This is a genomic window from Panacibacter microcysteis, from assembly GCF_015831355.1.
Classification (GTDB): domain Bacteria; phylum Bacteroidota; class Bacteroidia; order Chitinophagales; family Chitinophagaceae; genus Panacibacter; species Panacibacter microcysteis.
In genome coordinates this window covers 62853-77379 of record NZ_JADWYR010000003.1, presented here as the reverse complement: position 1 = coordinate 77379, position 14527 = coordinate 62853, and the positions used below count along the sequence as shown (strand labels likewise).

Genomic DNA, 14527 nt, shown 5'->3' with positions numbered 1-14527 from the left:
ACCCCAATTTAACGGGGAATAAAAGAACTTTTTGGGGCGGCAAAAGTAGGAAATATTTCTGATTTGGAATGTATTACAGAAGATTTTTTGTGGCCCGGGCGAAAGAATACGCATTTGGCTGCTGTTGCGTCGCACACTTGTACTGCAGGTATGTAAGCAGCAACGATGCTTTTTCGCCCACAACAACCGCTTTCAATATAGCAATAATACAATTTACAAATGTGTAGGTTATTGCAACAACCTGTACCCCGCAGAAGGAATTTCAAATTTGGAGGCGGGAACAGGATTAAAATTTATAACAGTGGCTGTATACACAATTTTTGACTTACCGGCGCCCATTGAAGTTTCATACTCCAGCACAAAACCCTGTATATCTTTAAACTGGAAAGGGTTTTCGTTTGCAGATGGCATAATGGCCGTTGTATAATACATACTGTATGAAGTACCATCTTTAAGCGTGGCTATTATTTTTTTGCACTCGTAACCTAAAATCGTTTTCTTTTCGGTTGTGGGTGTAATCTTCATACCCTCGTACTTTTTGTTTTCACTGTTCCACTTCTCAGGAGTGTAAACAGTTTTGTATTTATCGGGGCCCACTTCTTTCAACACTACAGCAGAACCTGCTTTGTTATCGTAAATGATGGTTTGTTTAAAGCCGGTACTTTCAATGTCAGTCCTGGCAAGTTTACCTTTAACATACAGTGTCTTGGTAGCACCGGAGAGATTTTTGTTTGTTCCGGCGTCTTCTCCATGAATATTAAACGTAACGGTGCAATCGCCTACCACAACTGTACCCTGTGCAGTTGAAAAAATAGCCAAGGCAAGGAACAGTAGTAAGAGTAAATTTTTTTTCATACGCTAACACTTAGGTAAAAGTATGTTTTTTATATGTTTAGGATTCGTGAATGTTGCCGGGCTGACGTGGCAATACCTGTAATAAAAATGCAATTTATACTTAATTATTTACCAGCCACAAACAATAAAAACGTTGAAAAACATTTTTTATTTGCTGCAATAAAAAAACCCACGCATTTACGTGGGCTTTTTCTATACAGGAAGCCAGCGGTTTTTTACTGACCTAAATATACTTTGAGCAACTTGCTGCGGTTGGTAGATTTCAATCTTGTAAGTGCTTTATCTTTTATCTGGCGTACGCGTTCCCGGGTAAGGTTAAACTTGTGGCCAATATCTTCCAGGCTTAACGGGTCTTCCTGCCCGATGCCAAAAAAGTAACACACTACCTCCCGCTGCCTTTGAGAAAGTGTTTCAAGCGAACGCTCTATTTCTGTTTTCAGTGACTCGCAATGATCCATTCTGTAATCTGCCTGCTCTGCATTTGGATTCTCCAGCATATCGGCCAATGTGTTGTCTTCGCCATCTGCAAGTGGTGAATCCATACTCAGGTGTCTTGTTGCTACATTAATAGCTGCAGTTATTTCTTCAGTATCCATTTGCAGCAGGTCTGCCAGTTCTTCTGTTGTTGGCTCCCGCTCAAATTCCTGCTCCAGTTGCTGAAAGGCTTTGCTGATCTTGTTTGTCAGTCCCACTTTATTAAGCGGCAACCTTACTATGCGGCTTTGTTCGGCGAGGGACTGTAAGATACTTTGCCTTATCCACCATACAGCATACGAGATAAATTTAAAACCTTTTGTTTCATCAAAACGCATTGCGGCTTTTATAAGCCCCAGGTTGCCCTCGTTAATAAGGTCTGGCAGGGAAAGACCCTGGTTTTGATATTGCTTGGCAACCGACACAACAAAGCGAAGGTTTGCCTTAACAAGGCGATCCAATGCCTTCTGATCATTCTTTTTGATTTTCTCGGCGAGGTAAACTTCCTCTTCGGGTTTGATCAGTTCTACTTTACCTATTTCCTGCAGGTATTTTTCGAGACTTTGAGATTCACGGTTAGTTATTGACTTTGTGATCTTAATTTGACGCATAGCCATGACCATTAATTTTGGGGTCAACAATATTGTTTAAACGCCATAAAAAAATCTGAATCGGGAGGATTAGCTGAAGTGGTAGCAAGGTAGACAAACTATATGTGCACGCCAAAAATTATGGATGGGATTTTCCACCTAAAAAATAGGTAAAAACACTGTTGGTGCGCTATTGTAAAAAGACTATACTGAGGTGATTTTTAAAAAGTTTTTTCTCGTGTCAATAATTTAATATTATTGCAACCCCCAAGCTAATGGAAGCATAAAAGAAGAATAATGGCAAAAAAGCAACTATTTACAATCGAATACCCGGTAAGGTGTTCGCCATCAATATTATACGAGTTCTTATCTACTCCTGCAGGTATGCAGGAGTGGTTTGCTGATAAAGTGGATGAGCGTGACCATGTTTTTATCTTTTCCTGGAATGGAACTACTGTTGAAAAAGCAGAAGTAGTGGAGCAGGAACAGGATAAATTTATCAGGTACCGCTGGCTGCATGCAGGAAAAGATGAGTATTTCGAATTCAGGATTGAGAAGACTGAGATATCCAATCAAACAATTCTTATTATAAAAGATTTTGCTGAGAAGGCCGAGATAAAAGATCAAACGCAGCTTTGGGACTACCAGGTGAAAGAACTTTTTCACAGGCTGGGTAACTAGTGCGAACAGCTGCATTAACTACCTGCAGTACAAGAGTGCGACGCAACAAAAGCCTCATAGCTGTTCTGCCGCCGGGTACATCAATATGCTAATTTTTCTTTGCGGGCAGGTTAACCAGGTATTGAAAATTCTGAACGAAAAAATCATACACATCATCCCACTGTTGCAGTGGGATTTTTTTTGCAATTTTCATAAAAGTGGCACCTTGCTTTATGTCGGCATCGGCCAGGGGAATATAATTGGACGGCTCAAAATGGTGCTGCCATTTGTCTTCATTAATGCAATAAAACCACTGCGCTTTTTCTTTATTATCCTGCATTACGGCATCAACATACAACGGCACATACTTACCCTGCAGGTGAAGCGTAATACTAAAAAAATTGCCCCACCAGAAAAAACATCTTACAGCAAATGCATCTGTGCGTGAAAACGACCGGGGATAATCGAGCATAACATATGGCAAACCGTTGTACTGTTCGCCACGGTATATTTTTGGCGATTGCAGCAGTATAGCTGCATCCGGCAAATGGTGAGGCGCTGTTAACCGCTCTTTAAACGTTTCGCTTAACATGCCAAACAACTCATATACTTTTTGTATGATGTTGTTCTTTGTTAAAATAACCGATTCATCACATACAAGTGTCAATTCATTTTTCGAAAGCTTTACATTTGCCGGTACCATACTAAATGAATAAGATTGCAAAGTGGTAAAAAAACTTGATATACTCATTCTCAGATCTTTTGCGGGACCATTTCTTGCCACTTTCCTGATAGCGCTGTTTGTGCTTACCATGCAATTCTTCTGGCTTTACATTGATGATCTGGTAGGTAAAGGTCTTGATACCGGCACGCTCGTTTATTTAACAGGTCTTGTTGCCGTTACCTGGGTGCCGCTGGCGCTGCCACTGGCATTACTGCTTTCTTCTATCATGACATTTGGCAACCTTGGCGAAACCTTTGAACTGGTTGCTATAAAATCTGCCGGTATTCCATTGATAAGGTTTATGCGGCCACTACTGATTACAACTGCTATCTTAAGCGGCATTGCCTTTTTATTTGCAAACAATATTATTCCTGTTGCCAATCTTAAACTTAATGCGCTTAAATACGACATCATCGTAAAGAAGCCTGCATTCGATATTAAAGAAGGCATTTTCTATGATAAGATTGATGGATTTATTTTAAAGATCGGCAGAAAAGACAAAGACGACAGCACGATACACAACGTGATCATCTACGAAAAAACTTTTGGCCTGCAGGATCATTTTATGGTGGCAGAAAGCGGTGTTATGCGTATTTCGCCAGACCAGCGCTACCTTGAATTTGAATTGCATAACGGCTGGAACTACCAGGAAAATGGTAACCGCTATTCGGCCAATACAGAGTTTATCCGTCTCGGTTTTAAAACTTATAAGAAAGAATTTGACCTGAGCACTTTTATGTTCAACAAAACCGAAGACAGCCTGTTTAAATACGATCCCAAAATGCTTAGTCTGCGGCAAATCAATATTGCTGTTGACTCGCTTGAAAAAAATGCCCGGAAATCATTAACCAAAGCAGAATCAGATCTTAAAACGTCGCTCAGCTTTTTACGGTACGAAGCTGCAAAATGGGCGCCGCTGAAGAACGATACCAAAAAGGTTAAAAAGTTTGATAAGTTGATCCCCGACTCTGTAAAAATGAGCGTTTTTGATGGCGCCATTTCAAACCTCAATACTGCAAAAAGCCAGGTGGAATTAATGTCTACCGAGTACAAGAGCAGAACGGAAATGATCCGCAAACATTATATTGAACTCAACAGGAAAATTGTGCTTTCATTCGCCTGCCTCGTACTTTTTATGGTAGGTGCACCGCTGGGTTCCATTATACGCAAAGGTGGTTTGGGAACGCCGTTGATCTTCGCAATTGCTTTCTTTGTGCTATTTAATATGCTCAACACCTTTGGAGAAAAATTTGCCAAAGAAGGCGTTACCACCGTATTTACCGGCATGTGGCTCTCAACATTCATATTGGTGCCAATTGGTTTGTTCCTCACCTACAAAGCCATGAGAGATTCGCAACTGTTCAACAAAGAGTTTTATTACAGGATGCTTAAGCGCAAAAAGAAAGAAGAAGGAGTATAGTTTTTTTGGGGCCGGGCTTTGGTATTTCATGGCATCGCCTGTTGCGTCGCACACTTGTACGTTCCGTTGCTATGGCTACTGCAGCGTTGCGGTTTCACTTACTCCCTGCTTTTTACAATTTACCTTTAGCGGTCTGTTTTTCTTGTAAAGATGTAAGAATAATAATCAGCTATTACAGGTATTTACAAAATCAGTTGGGTATTTTTGCTATCCTGTTTTCCAATGCTTATTTAACACTGTTTAATATTGAATTCAGCCAAACAAAATTTTAGGGTACAACAATGGATAACGCTGCTGTCGGTAATACTTTTTGCTGCAAAAATTGTTGCGTATTATCTTACGTCCTCGCTGGCTATTCTCTCAGATGCGCTTGAAAGTATTGTAAATGTTATTGCCGGTTTTATTGGGCTGTATAGTTTATATGTGGCAGCAAAACCAAGAGATACAGAGCACCCATACGGGCATGGCAAAGCCGAGTTTGTTTCTGCAGCCGCTGAAGGCGCACTGATCTTTGCTGCTGGTTTACTGGTACTATACGAGGCTACGCAGAATTTTATAAAAAACAAACCGGTAGAAAAACTGGATACCGGTCTTATACTGGTGGCACTAACCGCCGTTATAAACTTTGTGGCCGGGTTCATCTGTATAAAAATTGGCAAAAGAAATAACTCGCTGGCATTGCAGGCCAGTGGTAAACACCTGCAGCTCGATACATGGTCAACGCTGATCATTATTGTTTCGCTGGTGGTAATACTTTTTACGCAGTTATTCTGGCTTGATAAAGTGGTTGCACTTGCCATGAGTGTTTTTATCATGTACAATGGTTACAAAATACTACGTCAATCACTGGCCGGCATTATGGATGAGGCTGATATGGACTTGCTGCAACGAATGGTGAACATGCTTAACAGCAGGCGCAGGCCAAACTGGATAGATCTTCATAACCTGCGTGTAATCAAATATGGCAGCGTATTACATATAGACTGCCACCTTACCCTGCCATGGTACATGAATATTCATGAAGCACATAAAGAGATTGACATACTGGTAGAGCTCATTAAAGAAGAATTTGGAGACGCAATCGAAATGTTTGTTCACACAGATGGCTGCCTCGATTTCTCCTGCCACCTTTGCCAGAAAGATGATTGTAATGTAAGGCAACACCCGTTTACCAAGCGTGTTGAGTGGACGCTTGAAAATATTATTTCGAATAAAAAACACCAGCTTTAGGCTGGTGTTTTTTTGTTATTGCAAAGTAAAAACAACGTTTACCTCAAACTTAATTTTCATCTTCTTAAAATCTACATCTAATGCAGCCTGTTCTGCGCCGTCTGCAGATGCTTTCATCATTACGTTAGCATAATAAGGTCTTGGCGTATGATCAATTTCCACAGGATCGTTGATAGTTATGGCCTGGCCAACATGTTCACCAATTGCCGCTGCGAGGTAGGTGGCTTTTTCTTTTGCAGCTTTAACCGCAGCAATCTTCATTTCTTTTTTCAGCTCTTCTATTTTGCTGTAAGCTGTTTTGGAGATGAAGAAGTTTTGTGTTGCCTCATCATCCATTTTATCTACCAGTTCATCAAGCTTTGCTACGCTACTTACTTTAACGACGTAGCTGATAGCTGCTTTCATGTCTGGATTTTGTTTTTTGCTCTTCTTCTGTATCCAGTATTGCTGGTCGTACCCCTGGTAGCTCTGCACCATTACTTCTTTCTCGGTTAGTCCGATGCTCCTGCAGGCGGCAAGAAAATTATTCCTGATGGTATTGATGTCAATTTTATCGCCGTTCTTTTTATTGTATTCACGCAGATCTACCTGCACATAAATTTCGTCTGGTGTTACCTCTGCTTCTGCTGAACCACTTACGGAAATTGTTTTCTGCAAAGGCTTCTGCTCCTGCGCAAACAAATGCGATACCATTACTACTGCCGTTACTAACGTAATTATCTTTTTCATACTTCTGTGTTTTAATAACGGATGTAAAAAAAGATGTGATTACATAAGTAGCTACTACGGCGATGAATGGCTTAACAAAATCTTTGCACTAAGATCAAAAGATAGTTATCGGTTAGTTGTGGAGATTCTTTGCTGTTACGCGTTTGAAAAAACGCATCACTGATGCCTGAAGATATACAGTACAAGTGAGTGACACAAGGGACGATGCCATAAAAAACTACTGCCGGAAACACAATTTTCCGGCATTTATCAGCACGGGAAACAAAGCCGGAATAATGACCTTATTTAATACATGCCACAACATTTGCCGCGAAGGCATCTACATCAAATTTATCGCTGTGTGTTAGCCCCAGGCGCACGATAACAAGCTTTTTTGAAGGAATTATAAATACATATTGCCCTTCGTAACCATCGCAACAAAACATGTCGGTAGGACAATGCGGGTATAACCGGTTGGCTGGATTCTCTTTTGCACCTGCGTTTAACCAAAACTGGTAACCATACTGCCCCAGCGGTGCAGCATCGGCAGGTGTTGCAGTTGCTTTTACCCAACCTTCGGGAAGCAGGCGTTCATTGTTGAACACACCATCGTTCAGATAAAGCAAACCAAAGCGGGCCCAGTCTCTTGCTATACCATAGGAATAAGACGAGCCAACGAATGTGCCGGAAGCATCTGGTTCAAGTATTGTATTATACATACCAATTTTGTAAAAAAGCTGCTCGTAAGGAAAGGCGCGGTAACCTGCTTCTCCCACCTGCTCCCTGATGATCCTCGACAATAAATTGGTATTGCCACTTGAATAATAAAAAACGGTACCAGGTTTGTCTTTTAAAGGACGCCCGGCAGTATAAGTACCCATAGCAGCTTTTTGAAACAACATTTTCGTTGCATCACTACTTTTGGAATAGTCTTCCACAAAATCGAGACCGGTGGTTTGCTGTAAGATATTTTGCAAAGTAATGGTGTTGCGCGGGTCATTTGCATCTTTCCATTCCGGAACAGGGGCTTTCGCATCAACTGATAGTTTGCCTTGTTTTACCAGGATGCCGGTAAGTGCGCTGGTAATACTTTTGGTCATGCTCCAACCTATGAGTTTTGAGTTTTTGGTAAACCCTTCTGCATATTGCTCGGCTATAATATTGCCATCGTGCAGTACAATAACCGCCCTTGTTCTTACAGGAGCAGTAGTGTCTTTTTCAATAAAAATATCATTCACGGCTGATTTCAATTTCGCCATATCCACTGACGAATCTGCAACGGGTAGCAGTTTGTCGCCCATTGGCCATGGAATAGTGTCAGTATTGATCTGCGGACTTGCAGCAAGGCGATACTGCTGACCCCTGACGGCAGCTTCGGAACGTTCATTGATCAACGTTGCGCCGAGGCCGTGCCTGTAAACAGCTTTGCGTTTTGCGAAACCGAAAACAGTACCCGTAACAGAAGAATCTTTATAATCAACAGTAAAGGTTCCGATATTCATGGGCGTAAAGGAAAGTTCCTGCGCTCTTACCTGCGCCTCACTTCTGCCGGCAAGAAAGACTGCACTGCACATATTTTTTGCACCATAACCACTGATAATGGGAAAAGAAACCCAGCAATAGTAAATGCCGTAGCCAAGGGCAGCCAACAAAATAATAAGCAGGCTGCGCAATATGATTTTTTTAAATTTCATGCAGTCGTTTTTGTGGACAACGTAAATATAACAACTGCTTTGTTTATGTCAAATACGATGGCGGAACATTACGCGTTTACCAACTCTATTGTATTACCTGGAACTTTGGCCGGGTTTTCAAAAAGAGATGAAATATCTATGTCTTTTGCAAGTTTTTCTTCCAGCATACCGGCAAAAGTTTCCATATAAACAATAACATCTTCCTTTATATTTCTTTTTAACCACCTGAAACCACCCGGCAGGTTATCCAGTACTTCGCGGTCTTCGAGGTATTCAATATTGTGTACATCTGTTGGCGTTAAACCCAGTTGTTCAAGTTTATGAATAAGCAAACTGACAGGTGCATCTGTAATGCTGCAGTACTCCTCTGCAAGTTCTGTCCACTCACCTGTACCCGTTTGTGCATACCGTATAATTTCTTCCTTGCTGAGTTTGGTAACAACCTGCAAAAGGTTACCACAATTGCAGGAGCCGTGATTACCCCACGCATAGTGTACACCGCTTTTTAAACGTGATGCCGTCTCACGCAGTGCCAGTACCAGTTCCACATTTGCTTGTGCCATGTTAAAAAGAATTTAGATTGTATGAAAAACAGAAGTTTATGTTTATTTTACCTTTAAAACAATAAAACCTTCATTTCGTTGACTACAAAATTACAAAAGATGAAAAAGCTAACCCTGCTACTTCTCCTGGCACCACTGTTTTCTTTAGCGCAGGAAAAAGGAATGCATTTTGAACACGGCGCTTCCTGGGAAGCCATAAAGGCCAAAGCCAAAGCCGAAAATAAATACATTTTCATGGACTGCTTTACCACATGGTGTGGGCCTTGCAGGTTTATGAGTGCAAATGTTTTTCCGCAGGAAAATGTAGGTGCTTTTATGAATGAAAAATTCATTAACGTAAAGGTTCAGTTAGATACAACTGATGCAGATAACGAAGAAGTTAAAAGCTGGTACAAGGACGGGCACGATATCATGGAACAATACCAGGTACGGGCATTCCCTACCTACCTGTATTTTGACCCTAACGGGAACGTGGTACACCGCTCTGTTGGTGCCGGGCCAGCCGAAATGTTTCTGGAAAAATCTGCCGCTGCCCTAATGCCGGATAAGCAATATTATACGCTTTTAAAAGCCTATGAAAACGGTGCAAAAGATTCTGCTGCGCTAAGGAAAATGGCGCTGGCGGCCCAGGAAGCGTACGACATGGAAAACGCTCCAAAGATTGCCAATGAATATCTTGTCACGCAAGCCAATCTTTTTACAAAAGAAAACCTTGCTTTTGTTCAAAATTTTACACAAACAAGCAAAGACAAAGGTTTTGACCTACTGTTGAAAAATCAACAGAAAGTCGATGATGTTCTTGGCAAAGGAAGTGCTGCTGCCATTCTTCAGCCAATCATTATGCGGGAAGAAATCTTCAAAAATCTTTCCCCGGAAAGCGATAAGGCTGTTGACTGGCAAACCATAAAAACTGCACTCTCGAAAAAGTATCCCGCCTTTGCAGATGAAGCGCTGGCTAAAGCGAAAGTAATGTGGTACCAGCGCAAGGGCGACTGGAATAATTACCAGACGGCTATTGTTGCATATATGAATAAATACGGAGCCGGTGCTTCACCCAATGAACTGAACAGTTACGCATGGACGGTGTTTGAAAACTGTAACGATATGGCGTGCGTGGCCAAAGCACTTGAATGGAGCAAAAAAAGTTTCAAAGACTCAAACGAGCCCATGTATATAGACACATATGCCAACCTGCTTTATAAACTGGGTAAAAAAGATGATGCTTTAACATGGGAACAGAAAGCAATGGAACTTGCACCGGAAAGTGAGAAAAAAACTTACCAGGAAACAATTGACAAAATGAAAAAAGGGGAAAAGACCTGGAATTAATTAAAAGATAACCACATAAAAAAAGCTCCGCTACATGCGGAGCTTTTTTTATGCAAAATTTGTTATTCATAAATGGCGACTACCTGTGTTCCATCGCTGCTTTTCGCGGCCCTGTACATTCCTGCACTGTTAAACAACATAGCTATATTCCCGGTGCCGTCTACACCAATCATCCCGCCTTCTCCACCAATTTTAACCAGCTTATCGTTCACCACAATATTCATGGCATCGTGCAAACTCAGTTTCCTGTAAGCCATTAAACAGCTTACATCATATGCGGCAACGGCTTTAATAAACAATTCTCCGTGGCCTGTGCAACTAATGGCACAGGTATGGTTATGTGCGTAGGTACCGGCACCTATTACTGGTGTATCTCCTATACGGCCAAACTTCTTGTTTGTCATACCACCGGTAGATGTTGCGGCAGCTACATTACCTGCTGCATCGCATGCCACAGCACCAACGGTGCCAAACTTTTTTTCTTTCTGCAACGGGTCATTTTCTTTTGAATGATCAAGCGCGTACACATCAGAATGCTTTATTGCCTGCCATTGATCGTAGCGAAACTGAGAGAAAAAATATTCATCTTTCTCAAATTGCATTTGCTGTTGCCTTGCAAATTCGGCGGCGCCTTCGCCACTCAAAAACACATGGTCACTGTTGCGCATTACTGCGGCAGCAAGCTTTACAGGGTTGCGTACATTTTTAACACCGGCCACTGCGCCTGCACCCAGGTCTTTTCCCTCCATTACAGATGCATCCATTTCATGCATGCCGGTCTTTGTAAATACAGCGCCCCTGCCTGCATTAAAGAGTATATTATCTTCAAGGGCAGCCACTGCAGCAATAACGGCTTCGGTTGAAGAAGCACCTTCTTCCAATAGCTTGTAGCCCGCAACCAATGCGTCTTTCAAACCTTGCGTGTACAAAGCTTCGAGTTCCGGCGTCATCTCGCTTTTTAAAATGGTACCAGCCCCGCCGTGTATTGCTATGGAAATCTTTTTTTGCATACTTGTATTTTTATGTGCCCGGCTTTTGTATTTCAATGATACATTGTTGCGTCGCACTCTTGTACGGCATTGCAACCTTCAGCAACGATACAGCAAAAGCTAAACAGTTTGCAACAATGGTTTTTACAATGTTTTAAAAACTACAGGAAAAAATAAAAGCGAACTACTGCTGTAATCCGCTTTGTATCAAAACCTGTTTTGAACATTAAATTACCAAAACACCTTTGGCAGTAATGGTTAATTCTTTTTTCGCTTCTTTGATGGCGTCTATTTCTTCTTTGCTTTTGTTGGCGTCTTCTGCATAATGCTTTAGCTGTGCTACAGAAGTTGTTTTTTCTTCTGCAATACCGTCTACAATCACCTCTTTTCCGTTTAGTGCCAGCGGTACAAAAAATGCATGGTCTTTCATACGTACCATCAGGTCACCATCTGCAGATTTTATTTTTATCCAGCAACCCATTGCTTCGCAAACAGTGGTAACGGTACCTCTAATTTTTACTTCGGTTTTTTTGCCTTCGCGGCTTTTCATAACTGCGGCAAGCTGCTCAACAGTTATTGCATCATCGGCTGTGGTCTTGGCGCCAAATACGGTTCCCTTTTCTGCCGGAACTTCAGGAGGCTGTGCATTTATATTGATTGCAACAAACAGCATTACAACAAGGGCAGCGAATGTTTTCATGATTAAATTTATTTGTAGTTTATGTATTAAAATTATGCGTTTATTAAAACTGTGCCTGAAGCCGCAGTGCTATGGAGTATCGTTGTTGCATTTGGTTATACCGTACAAGAGTGCGACGCAACAGGCGATGCCATGAAAAACCAATGCCGGCTTCACCATTACCTATTCTATTCTTCCATCATTTCCTTTATTGTTTCAAACACATCTTCTGCATTGGGCTTGCTGAAGTAATCACCATCGCTGCCATACGCAGGCCTGTGTGCTTTTGCCGTAAGTGTTCTTGGCGCAACATCCAGCCATCGGTAGCCACCCTGCTCTTCCATTACTTTATTGAACATGTACGCTGCGGCACCACCCGGTACATCTTCGTCTATAAAAATTATGCGGTTTGTTTTTTTCAGCGACTTTAAGATGCTGTGGTGTATATCAAAAGGCAGCAGGGTTTGCGCATCTATGATCTCGCAACTGATGCGTTGCTCTTCCAGCCTTACGGCTGCATCCTGCACAATGCGCAGCGTGGAGCCGTAAGAAACTATGGTAATATCTGTACCTTCTTTGATTATTTCAGGAACACCGAGTGGCACGGTCATTTCCAGCAGGTTTGCGGGCAGTTTCTCTTTAAGCCGGTACCCGTTTAAACTTTCAATGATAATTGCGGGATCATTACTTTTTAAAACCGTATTGTACATACCCACAGCCTGCACCATATTCCGGGGCACACACACGTGCATGCCACGAAGCGAATTGATGATCATTCCCATGGGAGAACCGCTGTGCCATATACCTTCAAGCCTGTGCCCGCGGGAACGTACAATGATCGGGCAATGCTGCAAACCTTTAGTGCGGTATTGCAATGAGGCTACATCATCCGTAAGCGGCTGCAAACCATATACCAGGTAATCGAGGTATTGAATTTCTGCAATAGGTTTTAAGCCACGCAATGCAAGACCAATACCCTGCCCCATGATGGTAAGTTCGCGTATACCGGTATCAAAAATCCGGTTTTCGCCATATTTTTCCTGCAGGCCCGCAAACCCCTGGTTTACATCGCCGATAAAACCTACGTCTTCACCAAAAGCCACTACTTTTTTGTTTGCGGCAAACAGGCTGTCGAAATAGCGGTTGATGATTTCGTAACCGTTTAATGTTGGCGACGATGCGGTATAAACGGGCTTATGTTCAGTTACTTTCAGTGCTCCTGAAGGGCCTTCATTATAAAGGTGTGAATTATACAGGGCGCGGTTTACTTCCTTTTGTTCTTCGTAAAAAGTTTTAAGGTCATCGGCGCCGTCTTTGCCGGCAGCATCTACAGCAAGAGATAACGCACGCATAATATCTCTGCGAAGTGCATCCCGGTTTGTTTCCAGGTTTTTTGCGATCTTTTGCAGTGCATTGTACCTTTCTATATCATGCACCGTGGTAGCCCTTATTACTTCTACAGCTTTCGCCGTTTCAACCCTGATGGCGGCCGTATATTCTTCCCAAGCGCGGATGCGGCTTTGCTTCACTTTTTCTTTGGCGCTTTCCTCAATGGCGAGCAGTTCATCATCTGTTGCAATTTCATTTTCGATGATCCATTCCCGCATTTTTTTCAGGCAGTCCCAGTCCCTCTCCCATTGCAGGCGGTCAGCATCTTTGTAGCGTTCATGGCTGCCGGAGGTTGAATGCCCCTGAGGCTGTGTTATTTCTTCTACGTGAAATACTGCAGGTACATGGGTTTGCCTGACCTTATCAAGTGCGGCCTCAAATACCTCGCACATGCCTGCGTAATCCCAGCCTTTCACTGTGTAAATATCGATACCGTTTGTGTCAGGCTTTTTCTGGAAACCTTTTAATGCAGCAGAAATAGAGCCTTTGGTGGTCTGGTATTTTTTTGGAACGGAGATACCATAGCCGTCATCCCACACAAAAACAGCGAGCGGTACCTGCATTACGCCGGCCGCATTGATTGTTTCCCAGAAATGCCCTTCTGAAGTAGAAGCATCACCAATGGTACAAAAGCACACTTCATTGCCGCCGGTTGACAGGTTTTTTTCATCTTTCAGCGCCGGCGAATTGCGAAACAACTTTGATGCAAATGCCAGCCCCAGGCTGCGCGGCATCTGAGATGCCGTAGGCGCCATATCGGTAGCTACGTTTTTAATAGTTGCCAGTGGTAATACATGGCCATCATCATCAAAATTCCTGGAAGTAAAATGGCTACTCATCTGCCTGCCTGAGCTAAAGGGCTCATGTTCAGAATCGGGGTCGGCGTATAGTTGTGCAAAAAACTGCTGTGTGGTGGCAATACCCGTTGCAAACACAAAAGTCTGGTCGCGGTAATAACCGGAACGCCAGTCACCGGGTTTAAAAAACTTGGCCATTGCAATCTGGGCAATTTCTTTTCCATCGCCAAAAATGCCGAACTTGGCTTTACCGGTAAGCACCTCGCGGCGACCAAGTAAACTTGCCTCACGACTTTCAAGCGCTACGCGGTAATCTTTCAATACTTCATTTCTGAAATCGTCATATGAAAGCATACCATCGGGTTGCTGGATTATTGCAGAGCTGTTTTCCATGCGACAAATGTATAGTTTACAGAACGTAAGGAA

General features: G+C 42.5%; 13 protein-coding genes. 4 read left to right on the top strand and 9 right to left on the bottom strand.

Annotation, left to right across the window (positions count from 1 at the left end; genetic code table 11):
• Nucleotides 1-228: 228 nt before the first annotated feature.
• Together I5907_RS19700 and I5907_RS19695 are read right to left on the bottom strand one after the other, a co-directional pair.
• Nucleotides 229-855, bottom strand: a complete 627-nt coding sequence (locus I5907_RS19700; RefSeq protein WP_196992570.1) for a hypothetical protein — start codon at nucleotides 853-855, stop codon at nucleotides 229-231.
• A 215-nt stretch (nucleotides 856-1070) separates the two neighbouring features.
• Nucleotides 1071-1946 carry a sigma-70 family RNA polymerase sigma factor gene (locus I5907_RS19695; RefSeq protein WP_231402201.1) on the bottom strand — a complete coding sequence of 292 codons (876 nt, stop codon included), beginning with the start codon at nucleotides 1944-1946 and terminating at the stop codon, nucleotides 1071-1073.
• Between the two features lie 270 nt (nucleotides 1947-2216).
• Between I5907_RS19695 and I5907_RS19690 the strand changes: the two genes are divergently transcribed.
• Entirely contained in the window at nucleotides 2217-2600 is a 384-nt protein-coding gene (locus I5907_RS19690; RefSeq protein WP_196992569.1) for an START-like domain-containing protein, read from the top strand.
• An 88-nt stretch (nucleotides 2601-2688) separates the two neighbouring features.
• On the opposite strand, the gene I5907_RS19685 is transcribed toward I5907_RS19690, so the two are convergent.
• Nucleotides 2689-3330 (bottom strand): hypothetical protein, encoded by a 642-nt coding sequence (locus I5907_RS19685; RefSeq protein WP_196992568.1) that lies wholly within the window; start codon nucleotides 3328-3330, stop codon nucleotides 2689-2691.
• Between I5907_RS19685 and I5907_RS19680 the strand changes: the two genes are divergently transcribed.
• Both I5907_RS19680 and I5907_RS19675 read left to right on the top strand, forming a co-directional pair.
• Nucleotides 3305-4723, top strand: coding sequence for an LptF/LptG family permease (locus I5907_RS19680; protein ID WP_196992567.1), 1419 nt, complete (start codon nucleotides 3305-3307; stop codon nucleotides 4721-4723). The genes I5907_RS19685 and I5907_RS19680 overlap by 26 nt on opposite strands.
• A 246-nt stretch (nucleotides 4724-4969) precedes the next feature.
• Nucleotides 4970-5953 (top strand): cation diffusion facilitator family transporter, encoded by a 984-nt coding sequence (locus I5907_RS19675; protein WP_196992566.1) that lies wholly within the window; start codon nucleotides 4970-4972, stop codon nucleotides 5951-5953.
• 15 nt (nucleotides 5954-5968) lie between these two features.
• Here I5907_RS19675 and I5907_RS19670 read toward each other — a convergent pair whose 3' ends face one another.
• The 3 genes from I5907_RS19670 to I5907_RS19660 form a co-directional block, all read right to left on the bottom strand.
• Nucleotides 5969-6682 carry an SIMPL domain-containing protein gene (locus I5907_RS19670; protein ID WP_196992565.1) on the bottom strand — a complete coding sequence of 238 codons (714 nt, stop codon included), beginning with the start codon at nucleotides 6680-6682 and terminating at the stop codon, nucleotides 5969-5971.
• A gap of 281 nt (nucleotides 6683-6963) precedes the next feature.
• Complete coding sequence (locus I5907_RS19665; RefSeq protein ID WP_196992564.1) at nucleotides 6964-8355, bottom strand: serine hydrolase domain-containing protein; 1392 nt, start codon at nucleotides 8353-8355, stop codon at nucleotides 6964-6966.
• Nucleotides 8356-8423: 68 nt separating this feature from the next.
• The gene (locus tag I5907_RS19660) at nucleotides 8424-8918 is read right to left on the bottom strand and encodes a hypothetical protein (protein ID WP_196992563.1); all 495 of its coding nucleotides are present in this window, start codon (nucleotides 8916-8918) and stop codon (nucleotides 8424-8426) included.
• 99 nt (nucleotides 8919-9017) lie between these two features.
• Between I5907_RS19660 and I5907_RS19655 the strand changes: the two genes are divergently transcribed.
• Nucleotides 9018-10247 carry a thioredoxin family protein gene (locus I5907_RS19655; RefSeq protein ID WP_196992562.1) on the top strand — a complete coding sequence of 410 codons (1230 nt, stop codon included), beginning with the start codon at nucleotides 9018-9020 and terminating at the stop codon, nucleotides 10245-10247.
• A gap of 62 nt (nucleotides 10248-10309) precedes the next feature.
• Here I5907_RS19655 and I5907_RS19650 read toward each other — a convergent pair whose 3' ends face one another.
• The 3 genes from I5907_RS19650 to I5907_RS19640 all read right to left on the bottom strand — a co-directional run bounded on the left by I5907_RS19650 (nucleotide 10310) and on the right by I5907_RS19640 (nucleotide 14494).
• The gene (locus tag I5907_RS19650; protein ID WP_231402200.1) at nucleotides 10310-11257 is read right to left on the bottom strand and encodes an isoaspartyl peptidase/L-asparaginase family protein; all 948 of its coding nucleotides are present in this window, start codon (nucleotides 11255-11257) and stop codon (nucleotides 10310-10312) included.
• A gap of 205 nt (nucleotides 11258-11462) precedes the next feature.
• Nucleotides 11463-11936 (bottom strand): DUF4920 domain-containing protein, encoded by a 474-nt coding sequence (locus I5907_RS19645; protein WP_196992561.1) that lies wholly within the window; start codon nucleotides 11934-11936, stop codon nucleotides 11463-11465.
• Between the two features lie 167 nt (nucleotides 11937-12103).
• Nucleotides 12104-14494, bottom strand: a complete 2391-nt coding sequence (locus tag I5907_RS19640; RefSeq protein ID WP_196992560.1) for an alpha-ketoacid dehydrogenase subunit alpha/beta — start codon at nucleotides 14492-14494, stop codon at nucleotides 12104-12106.
• Between the last annotated feature and the right edge of the window lie 33 nt (nucleotides 14495-14527).